The 12,795-nt window shown below is 41.7% G+C and carries 23 protein-coding genes and 1 pseudogene; 11 read left to right on the top strand and 13 right to left on the bottom strand.

What is annotated here, in order from left to right:
* Window positions 1-131: 131 nt before the first annotated feature.
* Window positions 132-821 carry a Uma2 family endonuclease gene (locus tag F6K53_RS12910; RefSeq protein ID WP_293025390.1) on the bottom strand — a complete coding sequence of 230 codons (690 nt, stop codon included), beginning with the start codon at window positions 819-821 and terminating at the stop codon, window positions 132-134.
* A gap of 259 nt (window positions 822-1,080) precedes the next feature.
* Window positions 1,081-1,281, bottom strand: coding sequence for a hypothetical protein (locus F6K53_RS12905; protein ID WP_293025389.1), 201 nt, complete (start codon window positions 1,279-1,281; stop codon window positions 1,081-1,083).
* Window positions 1,282-1,810: 529 nt separating this feature from the next.
* Here F6K53_RS12905 and F6K53_RS12900 point away from each other — a divergent pair.
* Both F6K53_RS12900 and F6K53_RS12895 read left to right on the top strand, forming a co-directional pair.
* A complete protein-coding gene (locus tag F6K53_RS12900) occupies window positions 1,811-1,984 on the top strand; it encodes a hypothetical protein (protein WP_293080994.1) in 174 nt (57 codons plus the stop codon).
* 234 nt (window positions 1,985-2,218) lie between these two features.
* On the top strand, window positions 2,219-2,392 hold the full coding sequence (locus F6K53_RS12895) for a hypothetical protein (protein WP_293080991.1): 174 nt from the start codon (window positions 2,219-2,221) through the stop codon (window positions 2,390-2,392).
* Between the two features lie 132 nt (window positions 2,393-2,524).
* Here F6K53_RS12895 and F6K53_RS12890 read toward each other — a convergent pair whose 3' ends face one another.
* Window positions 2,525-2,665 carry a hypothetical protein gene (locus F6K53_RS12890; protein WP_293025386.1) on the bottom strand — a complete coding sequence of 47 codons (141 nt, stop codon included), beginning with the start codon at window positions 2,663-2,665 and terminating at the stop codon, window positions 2,525-2,527.
* 32 nt (window positions 2,666-2,697) lie between these two features.
* On the opposite strand from F6K53_RS12890, the gene F6K53_RS12885 reads away from it, so the two are divergent.
* Together F6K53_RS12885 and F6K53_RS12880 are read left to right on the top strand one after the other, a co-directional pair.
* The gene (locus tag F6K53_RS12885; protein WP_293069835.1) at window positions 2,698-2,964 is read left to right on the top strand and encodes a hypothetical protein; all 267 of its coding nucleotides are present in this window, start codon (window positions 2,698-2,700) and stop codon (window positions 2,962-2,964) included.
* A 49-nt stretch (window positions 2,965-3,013) separates the two neighbouring features.
* Window positions 3,014-3,475, top strand: coding sequence for a peptidoglycan-binding domain-containing protein (locus tag F6K53_RS12880; protein WP_293025384.1), 462 nt, complete (start codon window positions 3,014-3,016; stop codon window positions 3,473-3,475).
* A 468-nt stretch (window positions 3,476-3,943) separates the two neighbouring features.
* On the opposite strand, the gene F6K53_RS12875 is transcribed toward F6K53_RS12880, so the two are convergent.
* Complete coding sequence (locus tag F6K53_RS12875) at window positions 3,944-4,081, bottom strand: hypothetical protein (protein ID WP_293025383.1); 138 nt, start codon at window positions 4,079-4,081, stop codon at window positions 3,944-3,946.
* A gap of 28 nt (window positions 4,082-4,109) precedes the next feature.
* A complete protein-coding gene (locus tag F6K53_RS12870; RefSeq protein WP_293025382.1) occupies window positions 4,110-4,247 on the bottom strand; it encodes a hypothetical protein in 138 nt (45 codons plus the stop codon).
* Window positions 4,248-4,543: 296 nt separating this feature from the next.
* Between F6K53_RS12870 and F6K53_RS12865 the strand changes: the two genes are divergently transcribed.
* The 3 genes from F6K53_RS12865 (at window position 4,544) to F6K53_RS12855 (ending at window position 5,758) form a co-directional block, all read left to right on the top strand.
* The gene (locus F6K53_RS12865; protein ID WP_293062178.1) at window positions 4,544-4,906 is read left to right on the top strand and encodes a hypothetical protein; all 363 of its coding nucleotides are present in this window, start codon (window positions 4,544-4,546) and stop codon (window positions 4,904-4,906) included.
* Between the two features lie 112 nt (window positions 4,907-5,018).
* Window positions 5,019-5,435, top strand: coding sequence for an element excision factor XisH family protein (locus F6K53_RS12860; RefSeq protein WP_293080986.1), 417 nt, complete (start codon window positions 5,019-5,021; stop codon window positions 5,433-5,435).
* The gene (locus F6K53_RS12855; RefSeq protein WP_293080983.1) at window positions 5,423-5,758 is read left to right on the top strand and encodes a XisI protein; all 336 of its coding nucleotides are present in this window, start codon (window positions 5,423-5,425) and stop codon (window positions 5,756-5,758) included. The genes F6K53_RS12860 and F6K53_RS12855 overlap by 13 nt, the downstream gene beginning before the upstream one ends.
* Window positions 5,759-6,133: 375 nt before the next feature.
* Here the strand turns inward: F6K53_RS12855 and F6K53_RS12850 are convergent, their stop codons facing one another.
* Window positions 6,134-6,355 carry a hypothetical protein gene (locus F6K53_RS12850; RefSeq protein WP_293025377.1) on the bottom strand — a complete coding sequence of 74 codons (222 nt, stop codon included), beginning with the start codon at window positions 6,353-6,355 and terminating at the stop codon, window positions 6,134-6,136.
* 277 nt (window positions 6,356-6,632) lie between these two features.
* Between F6K53_RS12850 and F6K53_RS12845 the strand changes: the two genes are divergently transcribed.
* Together F6K53_RS12845 and F6K53_RS12840 are read left to right on the top strand one after the other, a co-directional pair.
* The gene (locus F6K53_RS12845; RefSeq protein ID WP_293080980.1) at window positions 6,633-6,995 is read left to right on the top strand and encodes a four helix bundle protein; all 363 of its coding nucleotides are present in this window, start codon (window positions 6,633-6,635) and stop codon (window positions 6,993-6,995) included.
* 306 nt (window positions 6,996-7,301) lie between these two features.
* The gene (locus tag F6K53_RS12840; RefSeq protein ID WP_293080977.1) at window positions 7,302-7,763 is read left to right on the top strand and encodes a hypothetical protein; all 462 of its coding nucleotides are present in this window, start codon (window positions 7,302-7,304) and stop codon (window positions 7,761-7,763) included.
* 161 nt (window positions 7,764-7,924) lie between these two features.
* On the opposite strand, the gene hpsU is transcribed toward F6K53_RS12840, so the two are convergent.
* On the bottom strand, window positions 7,925-8,524 hold the full coding sequence (gene hpsU, locus F6K53_RS12835; RefSeq protein WP_293080974.1) for a hormogonium polysaccharide biosynthesis acetyltransferase HpsU: 600 nt from the start codon (window positions 8,522-8,524) through the stop codon (window positions 7,925-7,927).
* Between the two features lie 232 nt (window positions 8,525-8,756).
* Between hpsU and F6K53_RS12830 the strand changes: the two genes are divergently transcribed.
* Window positions 8,757-8,939, top strand: a complete 183-nt coding sequence (locus F6K53_RS12830; RefSeq protein ID WP_293025373.1) for a hypothetical protein — start codon at window positions 8,757-8,759, stop codon at window positions 8,937-8,939.
* Between the two features lie 7 nt (window positions 8,940-8,946).
* Here the strand turns inward: F6K53_RS12830 and F6K53_RS12825 are convergent, their stop codons facing one another.
* Together F6K53_RS12825 and F6K53_RS12820 are read right to left on the bottom strand one after the other, a co-directional pair.
* Window positions 8,947-9,573 carry a YdcF family protein gene (locus F6K53_RS12825; protein WP_293080971.1) on the bottom strand — a complete coding sequence of 209 codons (627 nt, stop codon included), beginning with the start codon at window positions 9,571-9,573 and terminating at the stop codon, window positions 8,947-8,949.
* A 127-nt stretch (window positions 9,574-9,700) separates the two neighbouring features.
* A complete protein-coding gene (locus F6K53_RS12820) occupies window positions 9,701-9,955 on the bottom strand; it encodes a hypothetical protein (protein WP_293025371.1) in 255 nt (84 codons plus the stop codon).
* Between F6K53_RS12820 and F6K53_RS12815 the strand changes: the two genes are divergently transcribed.
* Window positions 9,931-10,068, top strand: coding sequence for a hypothetical protein (locus F6K53_RS12815; protein ID WP_293025370.1), 138 nt, complete (start codon window positions 9,931-9,933; stop codon window positions 10,066-10,068). The genes F6K53_RS12820 and F6K53_RS12815 overlap by 25 nt on opposite strands.
* A gap of 3 nt (window positions 10,069-10,071) precedes the next feature.
* Here the strand turns inward: F6K53_RS12815 and F6K53_RS12810 are convergent, their stop codons facing one another.
* From F6K53_RS12810 to F6K53_RS12795, 4 genes and pseudogenes are all read right to left on the bottom strand, one after another.
* Window positions 10,072-10,842, bottom strand: a complete 771-nt coding sequence (locus F6K53_RS12810) for a glycosyltransferase family 2 protein (RefSeq protein ID WP_293025369.1) — start codon at window positions 10,840-10,842, stop codon at window positions 10,072-10,074.
* Between the two features lie 240 nt (window positions 10,843-11,082).
* Window positions 11,083-11,700: pseudogene (locus F6K53_RS12805) on the bottom strand (FkbM family methyltransferase).
* A gap of 130 nt (window positions 11,701-11,830) precedes the next feature.
* Complete coding sequence (locus F6K53_RS12800) at window positions 11,831-12,589, bottom strand: aldo/keto reductase (RefSeq protein WP_293025402.1); 759 nt, start codon at window positions 12,587-12,589, stop codon at window positions 11,831-11,833.
* 44 nt (window positions 12,590-12,633) lie between these two features.
* Complete coding sequence (locus F6K53_RS12795) at window positions 12,634-12,795, bottom strand: aldo/keto reductase (protein ID WP_293025368.1); 162 nt, start codon at window positions 12,793-12,795, stop codon at window positions 12,634-12,636.

Genomic DNA, 12,795 nt, shown 5'->3' with positions numbered 1-12,795 from the left:
AGTCGCTCATGGGGGGGACCCCCAAGACCGCGCTGCCTTCCCAAGACCGCGCTGCATCGCTTCTAAACTCCGAAACCTACTCCTAGCTTACTTTTGACTTCTGACTTCTCACTTCTGACTTGCGCGTAGCGCTATAAATCATCGGGATTGATGCCAAGGGTACGCAATTTTTCTGCCAATCGTTCTGCCCGTTGGCGTTCTTGTTTTGCCCGTTGGCGTTCCTGTTCTGCCCGTTGGCGTTCTTGTTCTGCCCGTTCTGCTGAAGTCTCAATCCAATTACCAACTCCATCATACCAACGCAGCCACAACCCTTGTGTTTCTTGATATTTCCCAAGCCAGACTCCTAACCCTAATTCCAGTTCTGGAATCCAAAATTTAGGTTCAGAAAGTTCTACTTCCTGATACTGGGTGGGCATTAATTGAAACACTCGCAACTGGTTTTCATAACGGTCAAAGACCACATAGTAAGGAATGCGCATATACTGCTCATAAGCTTGCCATTTGCTTGGTGGCTTGTTGGCAGACCTTAGGGTTTGTCCTAAATCTTCAGCTTCGGTACCTGGTGATAGGAGTTCCACTACCAAAAATGGCGCTCTTCCTTCCTGCCAAACCACATAATTCCAGCGCAGGTCTTCTTGTTTTTCAGCAGGAGTTACATCTAATACCAGAAACCAATCTGGTCGCTTATGCCATAAGTAATGACGACTGTTGTAATATACATTCAGGTTTGTAGCAATGAACATCTCCTCCCTGGGATAGTTGGGAGGTTGGCAGGTTTCTCGCAGTAGTTGGGGTTGGAAGTCGTGAAATTCGTCAGGCAAACCAGGTTCCTCCCGGTCTTAACGAGGTGGATCAGTATTTTTGAATTTAGAATGAAGAATTTAGAATGAAGAATTTAGAATGAAGAATTCACCATTCTGCCTTCACCATTCTCCATTCTTACAAACAACCTCCCCTTCACCTAACACCAAAGGCGAACAACCTTTTTGATTTAAGAATTAATAATTTAAAATGCGCGAATTGGTAATTATCCATTCTTAATTCTACATTCTCAATTCTACATTCTCAATTCTACATTCTTCATTCTGAAGATTCTTCTTCACCAATAGGATTAGGAACATCAAAAATAATCACAAATTCAGCCTCGGGCATCAGCCGTTTAAGAGCTGTCATATGACCCTCCGCATTGGATCGGTTACGGAAACGAGCGACAACGACTCGTTGCATCTGTGGTAACAAGCGAACGATTGCCCATGGGTATAGGCGTTGACTGTACGACATAATAAAATTACCTCCTTTTGAGTGGGAGACCCAGAGCCAGCCCGTGACGCTCTAACATCTGTGGGCTGGCTCTTCACTTATCTCCTTTTGAGTGTTCCTTTTTCTAGAATAGCATAAAAATTGCATAATTATAACATATTTTGAAAATTTTTGTAACAATTTTTTGATGGAGAGGGAACAGCGGATCTGGGAACAGCGGATCTGGGAACAGGGAATAGTAAGTGCGATTGACTTGCTTGTCACGCTACGCGATGCTCCAAAAGAGCCGCTACGCGATTGACCTGCTTGTCACGCGGGGCGCGTTCGCTTTTACTGATCACAGCTAGATGCGATCGCATTTACTGATCAAAGCTAGATGCGATCGCATTTACTGATCACAGCTAGATGCGATCGCATTTACTGATCACAGCTAGATGCGATCGCATTTACTGATCACAGCTAGATGCGATCGCATTTACCGATCACAGCTAGATGCGATCGCATTTACTGATCAAAGCTAGATGCGATCGCATTTACCGATCACAGCCAGATGCGATCGCATTTACCGATCACAGCTAGATGCGATCGCATTTACCGATCACAGCTAGATGCGATCGCATTTCCGTATCACAGCCAGATGCGATCGCATTTACCGATCACAGCCAGATGCGATCGCATTTACCGATCACAGCTAGATGCGATCGCATTTACTGATCAAAGCTAGATGCGATCGCATTTTCGAGACCACAGCTAGATGCGATCGCATTTACTGATCAAAGCTAGATGCGATCGCATTTTCGAGACCACAGCTAGATGCGATCGCATTTACCGATCACAGCTAGATGCGATCGCATTTACCGATCACAGCTAGATGCGATCGCATTTACCGATCACAGCTAGATGCGATCGCATTTACTGATCAAAGCTAGATGCGATCGCATTTACTGATCACAGCTAGATGCGATTGACCTGCTTGTCACGCGGGGCGCGTTCGCATTTACCGACCATAGCCATCTGCGATCACATTTATCTACCACAACCCATACTCTTCCCCCGATTCCCGATTCCCGATTCCCGATTCCCAATTCTAAATTCGCGCATTCTAAATTCGCGCATTCCCGATTCCCTGTAGTATCCACTGTCTAGAGAGGTATTTTTCACTTACGATTGAAAATTGTTATAGTTACGGGTTATTCAACAGGAAAACAAAGGGAGCTCTTGCCGAAATACCACCTGTAATTTCTGAAGCTTACAATAGTGATGGTTAAGGGAACAGGGAACAGGGAATCGGGAATCGGGAACAGTGATGCCCTAAATCAAGACAGGGAATCAACCTCAAAGAAGACTGTAGCTCATAACTGCAAGAAATGCCATATTTGGAGTTTAGGCAAAAGGTAATAGGCAATAGGGAAAAAATCTTGTGTATGTCAGATGGTGGTGCGTTACGGGACGGGCTTTAACAGGGGCGAAGAGTCTCAAAATCATAGGCTTTCTGTCCCTAACGCACCCTACACCCTACACCCTACACCCTACTCCCTATTCCCTATGGTGGTGCGTTACGGGACGGGCTTTAACAGGGGCGAAGAGTCTCAAAATCATAGGCTTTCTGTCCCTAACGCACCCTACACCCTACACCCTACACCCTACTCCCTACTCCCTGCTCCCTACTCCCTGCTCCCTACTCCCTCCTACCTAACCAATTGAAAACCTTTAATAGTCGCTTGTTAACCTATTCACAACTTCAGCACAAATCATGAAAAACAACTCAGAAATACCAATCCCCAATCCTGCCCAAACCATGATGGCGGATGACCAATCCATGACCAATTCACCAGAAACTATGGACAATCAAGACCTAGGGATGGCAACCGCCCCATCCATGGAAAGCCCAAAAGAAGTCATCAACGTTGACGCCCAACATTCCTATCCTCCCTATCCTCCCTATAACCCACCATCCCTAACCCTTGACACAATTACTACTGTGACTATGCCAGTGCTGACTCCTGGTAACAATGGTGACGCCGTGCGATTTTTGCAGCAGATCCTAATCAGCTTGGGCTACACCATTGTTAAATTTAACGCCAATTTTGACCGATATACCTACCTAGGTGTAACTCAATTCCAACGCAACAACCGTTTGAAAGTGGATGGAGTAGTTGGCTGGCATACCTGGCGTAAGTTGGGTGAAGCTAGTGTCTCCCGGCGTCGTTACTAGGGAGTAGGGAAAGTTGAATGTAGAATTAAGAATGTAGAATTAAGAATGTAGAATTAAGAATGTAGAATTAAGAATGTAGAATTAAGAAGGTAGAAGGGAGAAGGGAGAAGGGAGAATTAAGAAGGTAGAAGGGAGAAGGGAGAAGGGAGAAGGGAGAAGGGAGAATGGTTAATTTTAAATTCTTAATTCTTAATTCTCAATTCTCAATTATTAATTCTCAATTCTTAATTCTTAATTCTTAATTCTCAATTCTCAATTATTAATTCTCAATTCTCAATTATTAATTCTCAATTCTCAATTATTAATTCTCAATTCTCAATTCTCAATTCTCAATTATTAATTCTCAATTATTAATTCTCAATTCTCAATTCTCAATTCTCAATTCTTAATTCTCAATTCTTAATTCTCAATTCCCTATTGATTAATCATTGGTCAAGGAAAAATTGACAAAAATATTCTATAGTTTCACTATTGCTCAAACCCGTCTAGAATCTCATCTGGCAACGGGGCATCAAAATCATCTGGGACTTTGAACTGGCCTAGACAGAGTGCAAATGGACGTAACTGCTTTTGAGGAGGAGTGGTTTCAGACTTAGGAGCATCCATGATTGATTACCCTAAACTATAGTCCACTTTATTCTAGCTGGGAGTAGGGAACAGGGAACAGGCAAGAGGCATGCATGCAAGAGGCAAGAGGCAAGAGGGAACGCTGAGCTGACTCCCGATCTCCCCAGACTTTCGACAGTTGAGAAAACCGTTGCACTGAGCACATAGTTCCGAAACTCCCCCCCCCCGAAGTCGCTTTTCCTAATCAATAGTGATCACAAAACCGTTGCACTGGCCGCACAGTTGAGACACTTGGGACACTCCCCTTGCTCCGAAGTCCCGTTTTTATCAATAGGTATCAGAAAACCGTTGCACTGGCCGCACAGTTGATAAAACCATTGCACTGGCCGCACAGTTAATAAAACCATTGCACTGACCGCACACTTCCTCCTGTTCCCAGATCCGCTGTTCCCTGTTCCCTACTCCAAAAACCGTTGCACTGACCGCACACTTCCGACACTATTGCCTATTGCTAGCATGCCTATTGCCTACTCCCTACTCCCTGCTCCCTACTCCCTACTCCCTTCTAATTGCTATACTCAAACCGTTGGCTCTGGAACCGTGATCATGTACCAAATTCAGTTGAAGGAAGCAGAGACTAGACTCGCGGAACTACTTGAAGCAGCAGCAGCAGGGGAAGAGGTTGTCATCCTCGGTAGTGATGGGAAATCGTTTAGAATTGTGCCAATGATGGCAGTACAAGCAACGCCTAAGTTTGGTAGCGCTAAGGGGTTAGTTAAAATGTCAGAGGATTTTGACCAGCCGTTATATAGCAATTCTCTTTCCCATGAGGTACAAAGGGATCCCCCTAAATCCCCCTTATAAAGGGGGACTTTGAAGTTCATAAGCGTACCTCATAAATGCTAGAAACGTTATAATATTCTAGGGAACAGTGTATCTATTGATTTTTGAATCATTATAAAACGTAAATGTAGCAATGCCTGCTAAGGATATATTTCATGATGTTGTTAAAAAAGCGCTTGTCCAAGATAATTGGGTAATTACTCACGACCCCTTAACCTTAGATTTACGCGATCGCCAATTGCATATCGACTTAGGTGCCGAAAGGTTAATTGGTGCACAGAAGGAGAATCAGCAAATTGCTGTTGAAATTAAAAGCTTTGTCTCATCTTCTAGTGTTTTTCAATTTCATTTAGCGTTAGGGCAGTTTTTGAATTACCGAATCGTACTAAGCCTCAAACAACCACAAATAGTACTTTATTTGGCTGTTCCTTTATCGATTTACGACGATTTTTTTTGTGAAGAGCTCCCTCAACTTAGTATTAAAGAGTATGAAGTTAAGCTGTTAGTATTCGATCCTAACCAGGAGGTAATTGTGCAATGGATAAATTAAACCAGTATCGTGAAGCGATTAAAAAAATCTTGACCGATTACAGCAAGATAAAACCTTCGTTTGGTGATATAGACCGCTATACTTCCTTTGATCTAGAAAACGACCACTATCAAATATTCAGTGTGGGTTGGGAAGAGCATCGCCGTGTCTATGGCTGCTTGATTCACATTGATATTATCAATGACAAGATTTGGATTCAATATGATGGGACGGAATATGGTGTAGCGAATGAGCTTACTGATGTGGGAATTCCTAAGTATGACATTGTATTAGCCTTTCACACTCCGTTTATGCGTCGGTATAGTGATTTTGCGGTCGGTTGAAGGGAATAGGGAGTAGGGAGTAGGGAGTAGGGAGTAGGGAGTAGGGAGTAGGGAGTAGGGAGCAATGGAAAGAGCCCGTATTCAAAATTTTTTGTGAGTTGAATCGCAGAATTTTTCTTATACAGTAAGCTTTCTAAGTTTTTTGACTGTAAATTTAGCATAAAAGGTACTGAAGAACCGATTTTGCTTTTGTTTCAGGATTGTGACAGCATAGGGATACAGCGTTTTTCATAACTATCAGGTAGACAGGATTTTTTCCCTCTTCCCACTTCCGACTTCCGAAGTCCCTACTCCCTACTCCCTACTACTCCCTACTCCCTGCTCCCTACTCCCTAAAACCCAAGAATTTTTACCTCACCCAAATAAGAATTGCCATCAGTGAAGAACCGATTTTGCTTTTGTTTCAGGATTGTGACAGCATAGGGATACAGCGTTTTTCATAACTATCAGAGGGAATAGGGAGTAGGGAGTAGGGAGTAGGGAGTAGGGAGTAGGGAGTAATGGAAAGAGTCCGTATTCACAATTTTTTGTGAGTTGAATCGCAGAATTTTTCTTATACAGTAAGCTTTCTAAGTTTTTTGACTGTAAATTTAGCATAAAAGGTACTGAAGAACCGATTTTGCTTTTTTTTCAGGATTGTGACAGCATAGGGATACAGCGTTTTTCTTAACTATCAGGTAGACAGGATTTTTTCCCTCTTCCCTCTTCCCTCTTCCCTCTTCCCTCTTTCCTCTTTCCTCTTCCCTCTTCCCTACTCCCTACTCCCTACTCCCTACTCCCTACTCCCTCTTCCCTACTCCCTACTCCCTACTCCCTACTCCCTACTCCCTACTCCCTAAAAAAATCTACCTCACCCAAATAAGAATTGCCATCAATGTCAGATATTAATAATTTTAAAGACTTACTAATTTGGCAAAAAGCCATGGATATAGCCGAAAAGTGTTATTTATTAACTAAATTTTTTCCTAAAGAAGAATTATACGGTATGGTTCAACAAATTAGGAGAGCTGCAGTTTCTATTCCAGCCAACATAGCAGAGGGATATGGGAGAAGGTCAACTCCTGAGTACATTAGATTTCTTAATATTGCCCAAGGGTCAATTAATGAATTAGAAACACATCTTATTTTATCTTCTAGAGTAGGACTATCTAAGCAAGCAGATATAGAATTGATTGTTTCTTTACTCACAGAAGAAACTCGAATGATTATTGCTCTGATTAGAAAGCTAGAGCAATGATAGGGAGTAGGGAGTAGTAGGGAGTAGGGAGTAGGGAGTAGTAGAAAGAGGCCGTATTCAAAAAAATTTTTTAGTTGAATAAGGGAGTAGGGAGCAGGGAGTAGGGAGCAGGTAAGAGGGAAGAGCCAAAAAATCGGCTCTTCTGTACCTGATAGTTATGCAAACCGCCGTAATTATATTACCTGCTACCTGTTCCTTTACACTAAAATAGTACGTCCTAAACCATACTTCGGTTGCTATAACTTTAAAAAAGTTATAGCGTTTCTAGGACTCATGAGGTACACGGGATTGTTTCACTCTTGGCTATTGGCTATTGGCTATTGGCTAATCCCTACTCCCTACTCCCCAGCTCCCCTACTCCCTACTCCCTACTCCCTACTCCCTACTCCCTACTCCCTACTCCCTACTCCCTACTCCCTACTCCCTACTCCCCAGCTCCCCTACTCCCTACTCCCTACTCCCTACTCCCTACTCCCTACTCCCTACTCCCTACTCCCTACTCCCTACTCCCTACTCCCTGTTCCCTATGCAATAATAACGATAGACAACAATGGGGGAGTCATGAACATGAGCGAAGTTGTGTTTTTGGTTGAGGAAGATCCGGAAGGGGGTTATACAGCCAGAGCTTTAGGAGAATCTATATTTACTCAAGCAGACACGTTAGATGAGCTGAGAACGATGGTTCGAGATGCTGTTGAGTGTCATTTTGAAGGTAGTGATAAAGATGTAGTGGTTTCGCTACGGTCTGGTAAAGGTAACAGGATCTAAAATCACGAATTGTTTACCACTATAGCAGTTCTCAAAGATCTGACTCCCCATCTCCCCAAACTTCCCATCTCCCGATCTCCCCAGCTCTCCATCTCCCGATCTCCCCAGCTCCCCAGCTCCCCACACTCCCCACACTTCCCACACTCCCTACTCCCTACTCCCTACTCCCTACTCCCTATTTCCCGTCGATAGCGAGCACGTGCTGGTGTCCCCCAGCATACTTGCTGCTCTGGGATATTACTAAACACACTGCTGCGAGCACCAATTACGGCATTGGCTCCAATTTGGACACCGGGCGCAACGAAGCAATCGGTGGCAATCCAGGCTCCGTTACCAACATGAATCTCACCTGTGATTAACCCAAATCTTGGGTCTTTGATATCGTGACTACCGGTACAGAGGTAACATTTTTGGGAAATAATGCAGTGACTACCAATGCGAATCCGATCGATGCTGTAGAAAACCACATCATCCCCAATCCAACTGTAGTCACCAATTTCTACTTTCCAGGGGTAAGTAAAACGAGCAGTGGGTCGAATAACGACATTATTACCAATCTTGGCTCCAAATAATTGGAGCAGCCATCGGCGGAAACCATTGAAGTTATGAAGACTTAAGGGAAATGCGATCGCTTGCACCAACCACCAGATTAAGACTAACCAACTGGGACGCCCTCGGTCAAATCGAGATGAGTCGTATTTGCTTAAATCTACTAAGGGGGCTATTTCTAAAGCTGGTGGTTTACTTAAGTCAGTAGTCATATATTGGTTTGGTTGAAGGTTATCTGTCAGAATTAAGAATTAAGAATGTAGAATGTAGAATTAAGAATTAAGAATTAAGAATGTAGAATTAAGAATTAAGAATCTATAAGGCAGAATCTAGAATGTAGAAGGCAGAAGCCAGAAGGCAGAATCTAGAATGTATAATTTATAATTCTACATTCAAAAATGTTGTTCGCCTTTGGTATTCGCGTAGGGTAGATTATCTGTCAGAATGCATAATTCCAAATTCTACATTCTTAATTCTACATTCTTAATTCCCGATTCCCGACTCCCGATTCCCGATTCCCGACTCCCGATTCCCGACTCCCGATTCCCGATTCTTCATTCTTCATTCTTCATTCTTCATTCTTCATTCTTCATTCTTCATTCTTCATTCTTCATTCTTCATTCTTAATTCCCAATCATGCTCTCAAATAATAATGAAGACTCGCTCCAGTACGACCAGTGATAATCCAGACCACCGAGCGCCCTACATCCCGTAGCACTGGCAGCCAGGATTCCTCAGGCTGCTGGGAAGGAATGGCGACAGGAGTGAAGGCAATACCCTGACTGCCGAAAATAAAGAAGGCGATCGCAATCGACCGACGCATATGAAAGTCTGAGGTGATTAGATAGACATGGTGGATATCATGGGTTTGGAAATCTTGAACCAGGGAGGTAAAGTTGGTGACGGTATCGATAGCACGGCGATCAAGATTTACTCGCTGATCAGGAATACCTGCTTCCCGAAAGACCTTTTGGGCTTGTGGGGTCGGCTCTCCAGAAGAGACCCAAATATCAAGGTTAGGATGTTGCTGAGCAAACTCAGCTGTAAATTTTTCCCGTGTGATATCTCCACCGAGGGTCAGAATCACCTCAGGAGTGGGGGATTGGAGATGGGCGAGCCCTAAGCGAATGGGAATAAAACTAACAGCAATACATAGGATGCTAAAGGTAAATGCTACCCGCATTTTGCCTAGGGTTTTGCGAGGGTAGCCAAAGCCAGGTTTATTGGTGAAACGTCGGCGTGAAGATAAGTTTCGTTTCATGGCTCAATACAAGGATTTTCCCGTAGGTTGAGTTGTAGGAAGCTTCGGAGCAGGGAGTAGGGAGTAGGGAGTAGGGAGTAGGGAGTAGGGAGTAGGGAGTAGGGAGTAGGGAGTAGGGGTAGGTTTTTTACATTTGGGTCGGGAGTCGGGAATCGGGAGTCGGGAATCGGGAGTCGGGAATCGGGAAAAGCGGGAAATGGGGAGAATTATCCCGGAAATAATTGTGTATTTTGATACAGATTTTTAGGAATTTATACCTAATAAAAGTACATACTCGCCCCTTTGTAAAAAACCTACCCTTGTCAGGTAGGGAGTAGGGAGCAGGGAGTAGAAGAGTCTTGGGGATCCAGTCCGGTCTTGAGGGTTCCCCCCATCTCCCCATCTCCCCGCGCCCCCGCCCCGCGCCCCCGCCCCACACTCCCGATTCCCGATTCCCGACTCCCTACTCCCGATTCCCGATTCCCGATTCCCGATTCCCGATTTGACAATGGTTAAAATTTACTGCTTCTGTAATTTTTCAAATTCAATCAACCGAATAGATAACAGAGTTTCCGCTAGCATCCGTTGAAATGCATAATACCAACCATGCCAACCATCGAAAATTCCGCCCTTAAGAATCAGACAGTAAAATAGGATAATAAAGGGAGCAATAATTTTTTGTTTGCGAATTTTATCCCCTAAACTCAATTCATGTTTGGGTGCCTGTGTAAGCTTTTTGACTTCAATTATCATGTATCGGTCTTGCGCCCACAACCAACGATTTAACGGTTTGCGGTCATCATGATGGATATAAGCAGAGAGTATTGCTGATTTGCCATCTACAATAACTCGATGTGCATGACCATCATCTTGATAAGTTGCTTTTTCTCTTTTGTAGAGTACTTTTCTTGGTGGCAATAAAGTACCATGCAAAGGTTTTCCAAAGATACAATACTTGAATCGAACACTATAACTGTTTAGGTCTGGTGACGTTTGCAAGGTTTGTATTTCACTAATTAGCTCATCTGTTAAAACATAATCAGCATCTAGGGATAGTACCCATTCAGATTCTATTTTTCCTAGTCCATAATTACACTGGGCAGCAAAGGAATCAAACTTTCTTTGAAAGACTTGTAATTGAGGAATTGAATCTAAAATTTCTAAGGTTTCATCTGTGCTGTAACTATCAATTACAACAATTGTCTTTGCCCAGGTAAGCTGTTGAAGGGTACGTTGGATGTTGGGCGCTTCGTTGTAGGTCAGAATGAGTGGGGTAATTTTTTCTAGCATTCCAGATAAATTAATTAGGGTGATTCGGACTGAATTAATGTGCTAGATTACAATATGCTTTGCTTTCCAGAAGTCCAGAGCCAGAGGTTACCTTACTGAATCGGTAAATTAATTTAAATTTTCGGTATTTTTAAAACAACGATTATCAAATACATTTGTGCCTTTACGTGAGACTCATTCATACTTTCAATCGGCAAAACCAAAATCACAGAAGTACATATTCAATATCAATTCAGTTGATTATTTGATCACAGATTTAAATCCTACGATATGTAAAAAATCTATCCATGTCGTGGAAAAGCCATATTTATGTAGTATTTTAACTATCATTTCAATAGCATTTGTGTAACCGTTTTCTTCGAGAAGCTTAAAATGAACTTCAATGAAAACTGCTTTTAATGTTGAGGAGGAAAGAACTGTCTGAATTCCTTTAAGTACTTCTAGTTCAAAACCTTCTACATCTATTTTTATGATATTGGGGTAATAACCCAGATTTTATAATAGAAGATCACCGGTAGTGACAGATATTGTCAAAGTATTTGATGAGGACTTTGATAAGCGATTATTTGGTGAACTTGGATCTTCATCAACAGAAAGCTCGGCTGTTCCAACATCACTACTAAGTGCTGATTCAACTACAGTCAAGTTTGTATAACTATTCGGATTAATAAGCTTTCTACATGCGTTCGCACTCGATGGCGCTGGTTCAACTGCAACGACGTGACCTTCAGTTCCAACAATATCCAAAAATTTCCGGGTATAGAAGCCAATATTAGCTCCTATATCCCACACTGTATCTCCAGATTTTATACTCTCAAGTAACTCTTTATTAAAATGAGCTTCATACTCTTTATTTATTGAGCCAGCAATAGTTTGTATAATTGTTATTCAAAAATAATATTTTCTCAAATTAGAGCGAATTTTAATTGCGAATGGAGACTGAATTAAATACGATGTTATTTTCATAGTACAGTAGTAATCAATAGGCTTAAATTTCAACTAGAATTTGATTGAATAACTCTGCTTGCTTCTGAGTTAGCGCAGGTCTATTTATAATCTCTTGATTTTTTTTAATATGAGATGGATTGAACATGCTAGTGACAATAGCATAGGGAGAATAAATAGATTTGAAATAACCCAGTAAAATTGAATAGATATCTTGAGGCTTTTCAATCGAAAAATTAAAAGTACTACTGAAGTTATTTAAGGAGTCAATACGAACTAAATTATTAAAATTTTTTTGAGAATTTTTTCCTATATTAAACGGTGAATGAACAATGACTTTTATTCCATTTTTATTAAGTTTTTTAATATAAACATAATCTTGTTTTTGGCTGATTTGGCAAGGAAGTTGAATTAGATCAGGGTTCAAATTATTGGTGGCAAAAAACTTGGCGGCTAAATCTAGTGATTGATCAGTCGAGAATCCATAATTTTTGATCGTACCACGTTTTTTTTCTGAATCCAAAAAATTAACTATATCAGTAATGTCATTAGGCGGATTTTGAAAATCGTATCCGTGGAGTAATATATTATCAATATAATCAGTACGCAAAGATTTAAGGCTTTTTTCTAGACTTGTCTTCGCTGTATCTACAGAAAAATCAATTTTTGGTGCAACTTGACTAGCAGCAGACTTAACTAAGGTTTGAGTTTTAGGATTAATACTAATAACTTTTCTGGCTATATTTTTAGATAATCTGATCAGCCTGTTGTTTTTTGGGACAAGACCAAATTTTGTTGTTATTTCTACACTGTCTCTAGGTATTTTATTTTGGACTAAGAAATTTCCTATCCTAGTATAGATTCTGCTTCACCCCAGCCATAAGAGCGTGCAATGTCAAAGTAATTAATTCCTTCTTCGTATGCAATTTTTAGTGCTTGAATACTTTTACGCTTGTCAACTCTACCTAATATAGGAGCGCAACCGAAACCTAGTTTAGTTGTTTTCAT

The organism is Moorena sp. SIO4A1, from assembly GCF_010672065.1.
Taxonomy (GTDB): domain Bacteria; phylum Cyanobacteriota; class Cyanobacteriia; order Cyanobacteriales; family Coleofasciculaceae; genus Moorena.
The sequence above is the reverse complement of the archived record's forward strand: the minus strand, read 5'-3'. Positions and strand labels throughout refer to the sequence as shown.

What these genes read in the sequence shown, in the direction of transcription:
- F6K53_RS12875 (WP_293025383.1), bottom strand. Translation starts at nt 4,081, where the DNA reads ATGGATGCTCCTAAGTCTGAAACCACTCCTCCTCAAAAGCAGTTACGT.
- F6K53_RS12905 (WP_293025389.1), bottom strand. Translation starts at nt 1,281, where the DNA reads ATGTCGTACAGTCAACGCCTATACCCATGGGCAATCGTTCGCTTGTTA.
- F6K53_RS12860 (WP_293080986.1), top strand. Translation starts at nt 5,019, where the DNA reads ATGCCTGCTAAGGATATATTTCATGATGTTGTTAAAAAAGCGCTTGTC.
- F6K53_RS12825 (WP_293080971.1), bottom strand. Translation starts at nt 9,573, where the DNA reads ATGAAACGAAACTTATCTTCACGCCGACGTTTCACCAATAAACCTGGC.
- hpsU (WP_293080974.1), bottom strand. Translation starts at nt 8,524, where the DNA reads ATGACTACTGACTTAAGTAAACCACCAGCTTTAGAAATAGCCCCCTTA.
- F6K53_RS12900 (WP_293080994.1), top strand. Translation starts at nt 1,811, where the DNA reads ATGCGATCGCATTTACCGATCACAGCTAGATGCGATCGCATTTACCGA.
- F6K53_RS12830 (WP_293025373.1), top strand. Translation starts at nt 8,757, where the DNA reads ATGCATAATTCCAAATTCTACATTCTTAATTCTACATTCTTAATTCCC.
- F6K53_RS12855 (WP_293080983.1), top strand. Translation starts at nt 5,423, where the DNA reads ATGGATAAATTAAACCAGTATCGTGAAGCGATTAAAAAAATCTTGACC.
- F6K53_RS12810 (WP_293025369.1), bottom strand. Translation starts at nt 10,842, where the DNA reads ATGCTAGAAAAAATTACCCCACTCATTCTGACCTACAACGAAGCGCCC.
- F6K53_RS12845 (WP_293080980.1), top strand. Translation starts at nt 6,633, where the DNA reads ATGTCAGATATTAATAATTTTAAAGACTTACTAATTTGGCAAAAAGCC.
- F6K53_RS12795 (WP_293025368.1), bottom strand. Translation starts at nt 12,795, where the DNA reads ATGAAAACAACTAAACTAGGTTTCGGTTGCGCTCCTATATTAGGTAGA.
- F6K53_RS12820 (WP_293025371.1), bottom strand. Translation starts at nt 9,955, where the DNA reads ATGGGGAGATGGGGGGAACCCTCAAGACCGGACTGGATCCCCAAGACT.
- F6K53_RS12850 (WP_293025377.1), bottom strand. Translation starts at nt 6,355, where the DNA reads ATGCTAAATTTACAGTCAAAAAACTTAGAAAGCTTACTGTATAAGAAA.
- F6K53_RS12895 (WP_293080991.1), top strand. Translation starts at nt 2,219, where the DNA reads ATGCGATTGACCTGCTTGTCACGCGGGGCGCGTTCGCATTTACCGACC.
- F6K53_RS12880 (WP_293025384.1), top strand. Translation starts at nt 3,014, where the DNA reads ATGAAAAACAACTCAGAAATACCAATCCCCAATCCTGCCCAAACCATG.
- F6K53_RS12870 (WP_293025382.1), bottom strand. Translation starts at nt 4,247, where the DNA reads ATGTGCTCAGTGCAACGGTTTTCTCAACTGTCGAAAGTCTGGGGAGAT.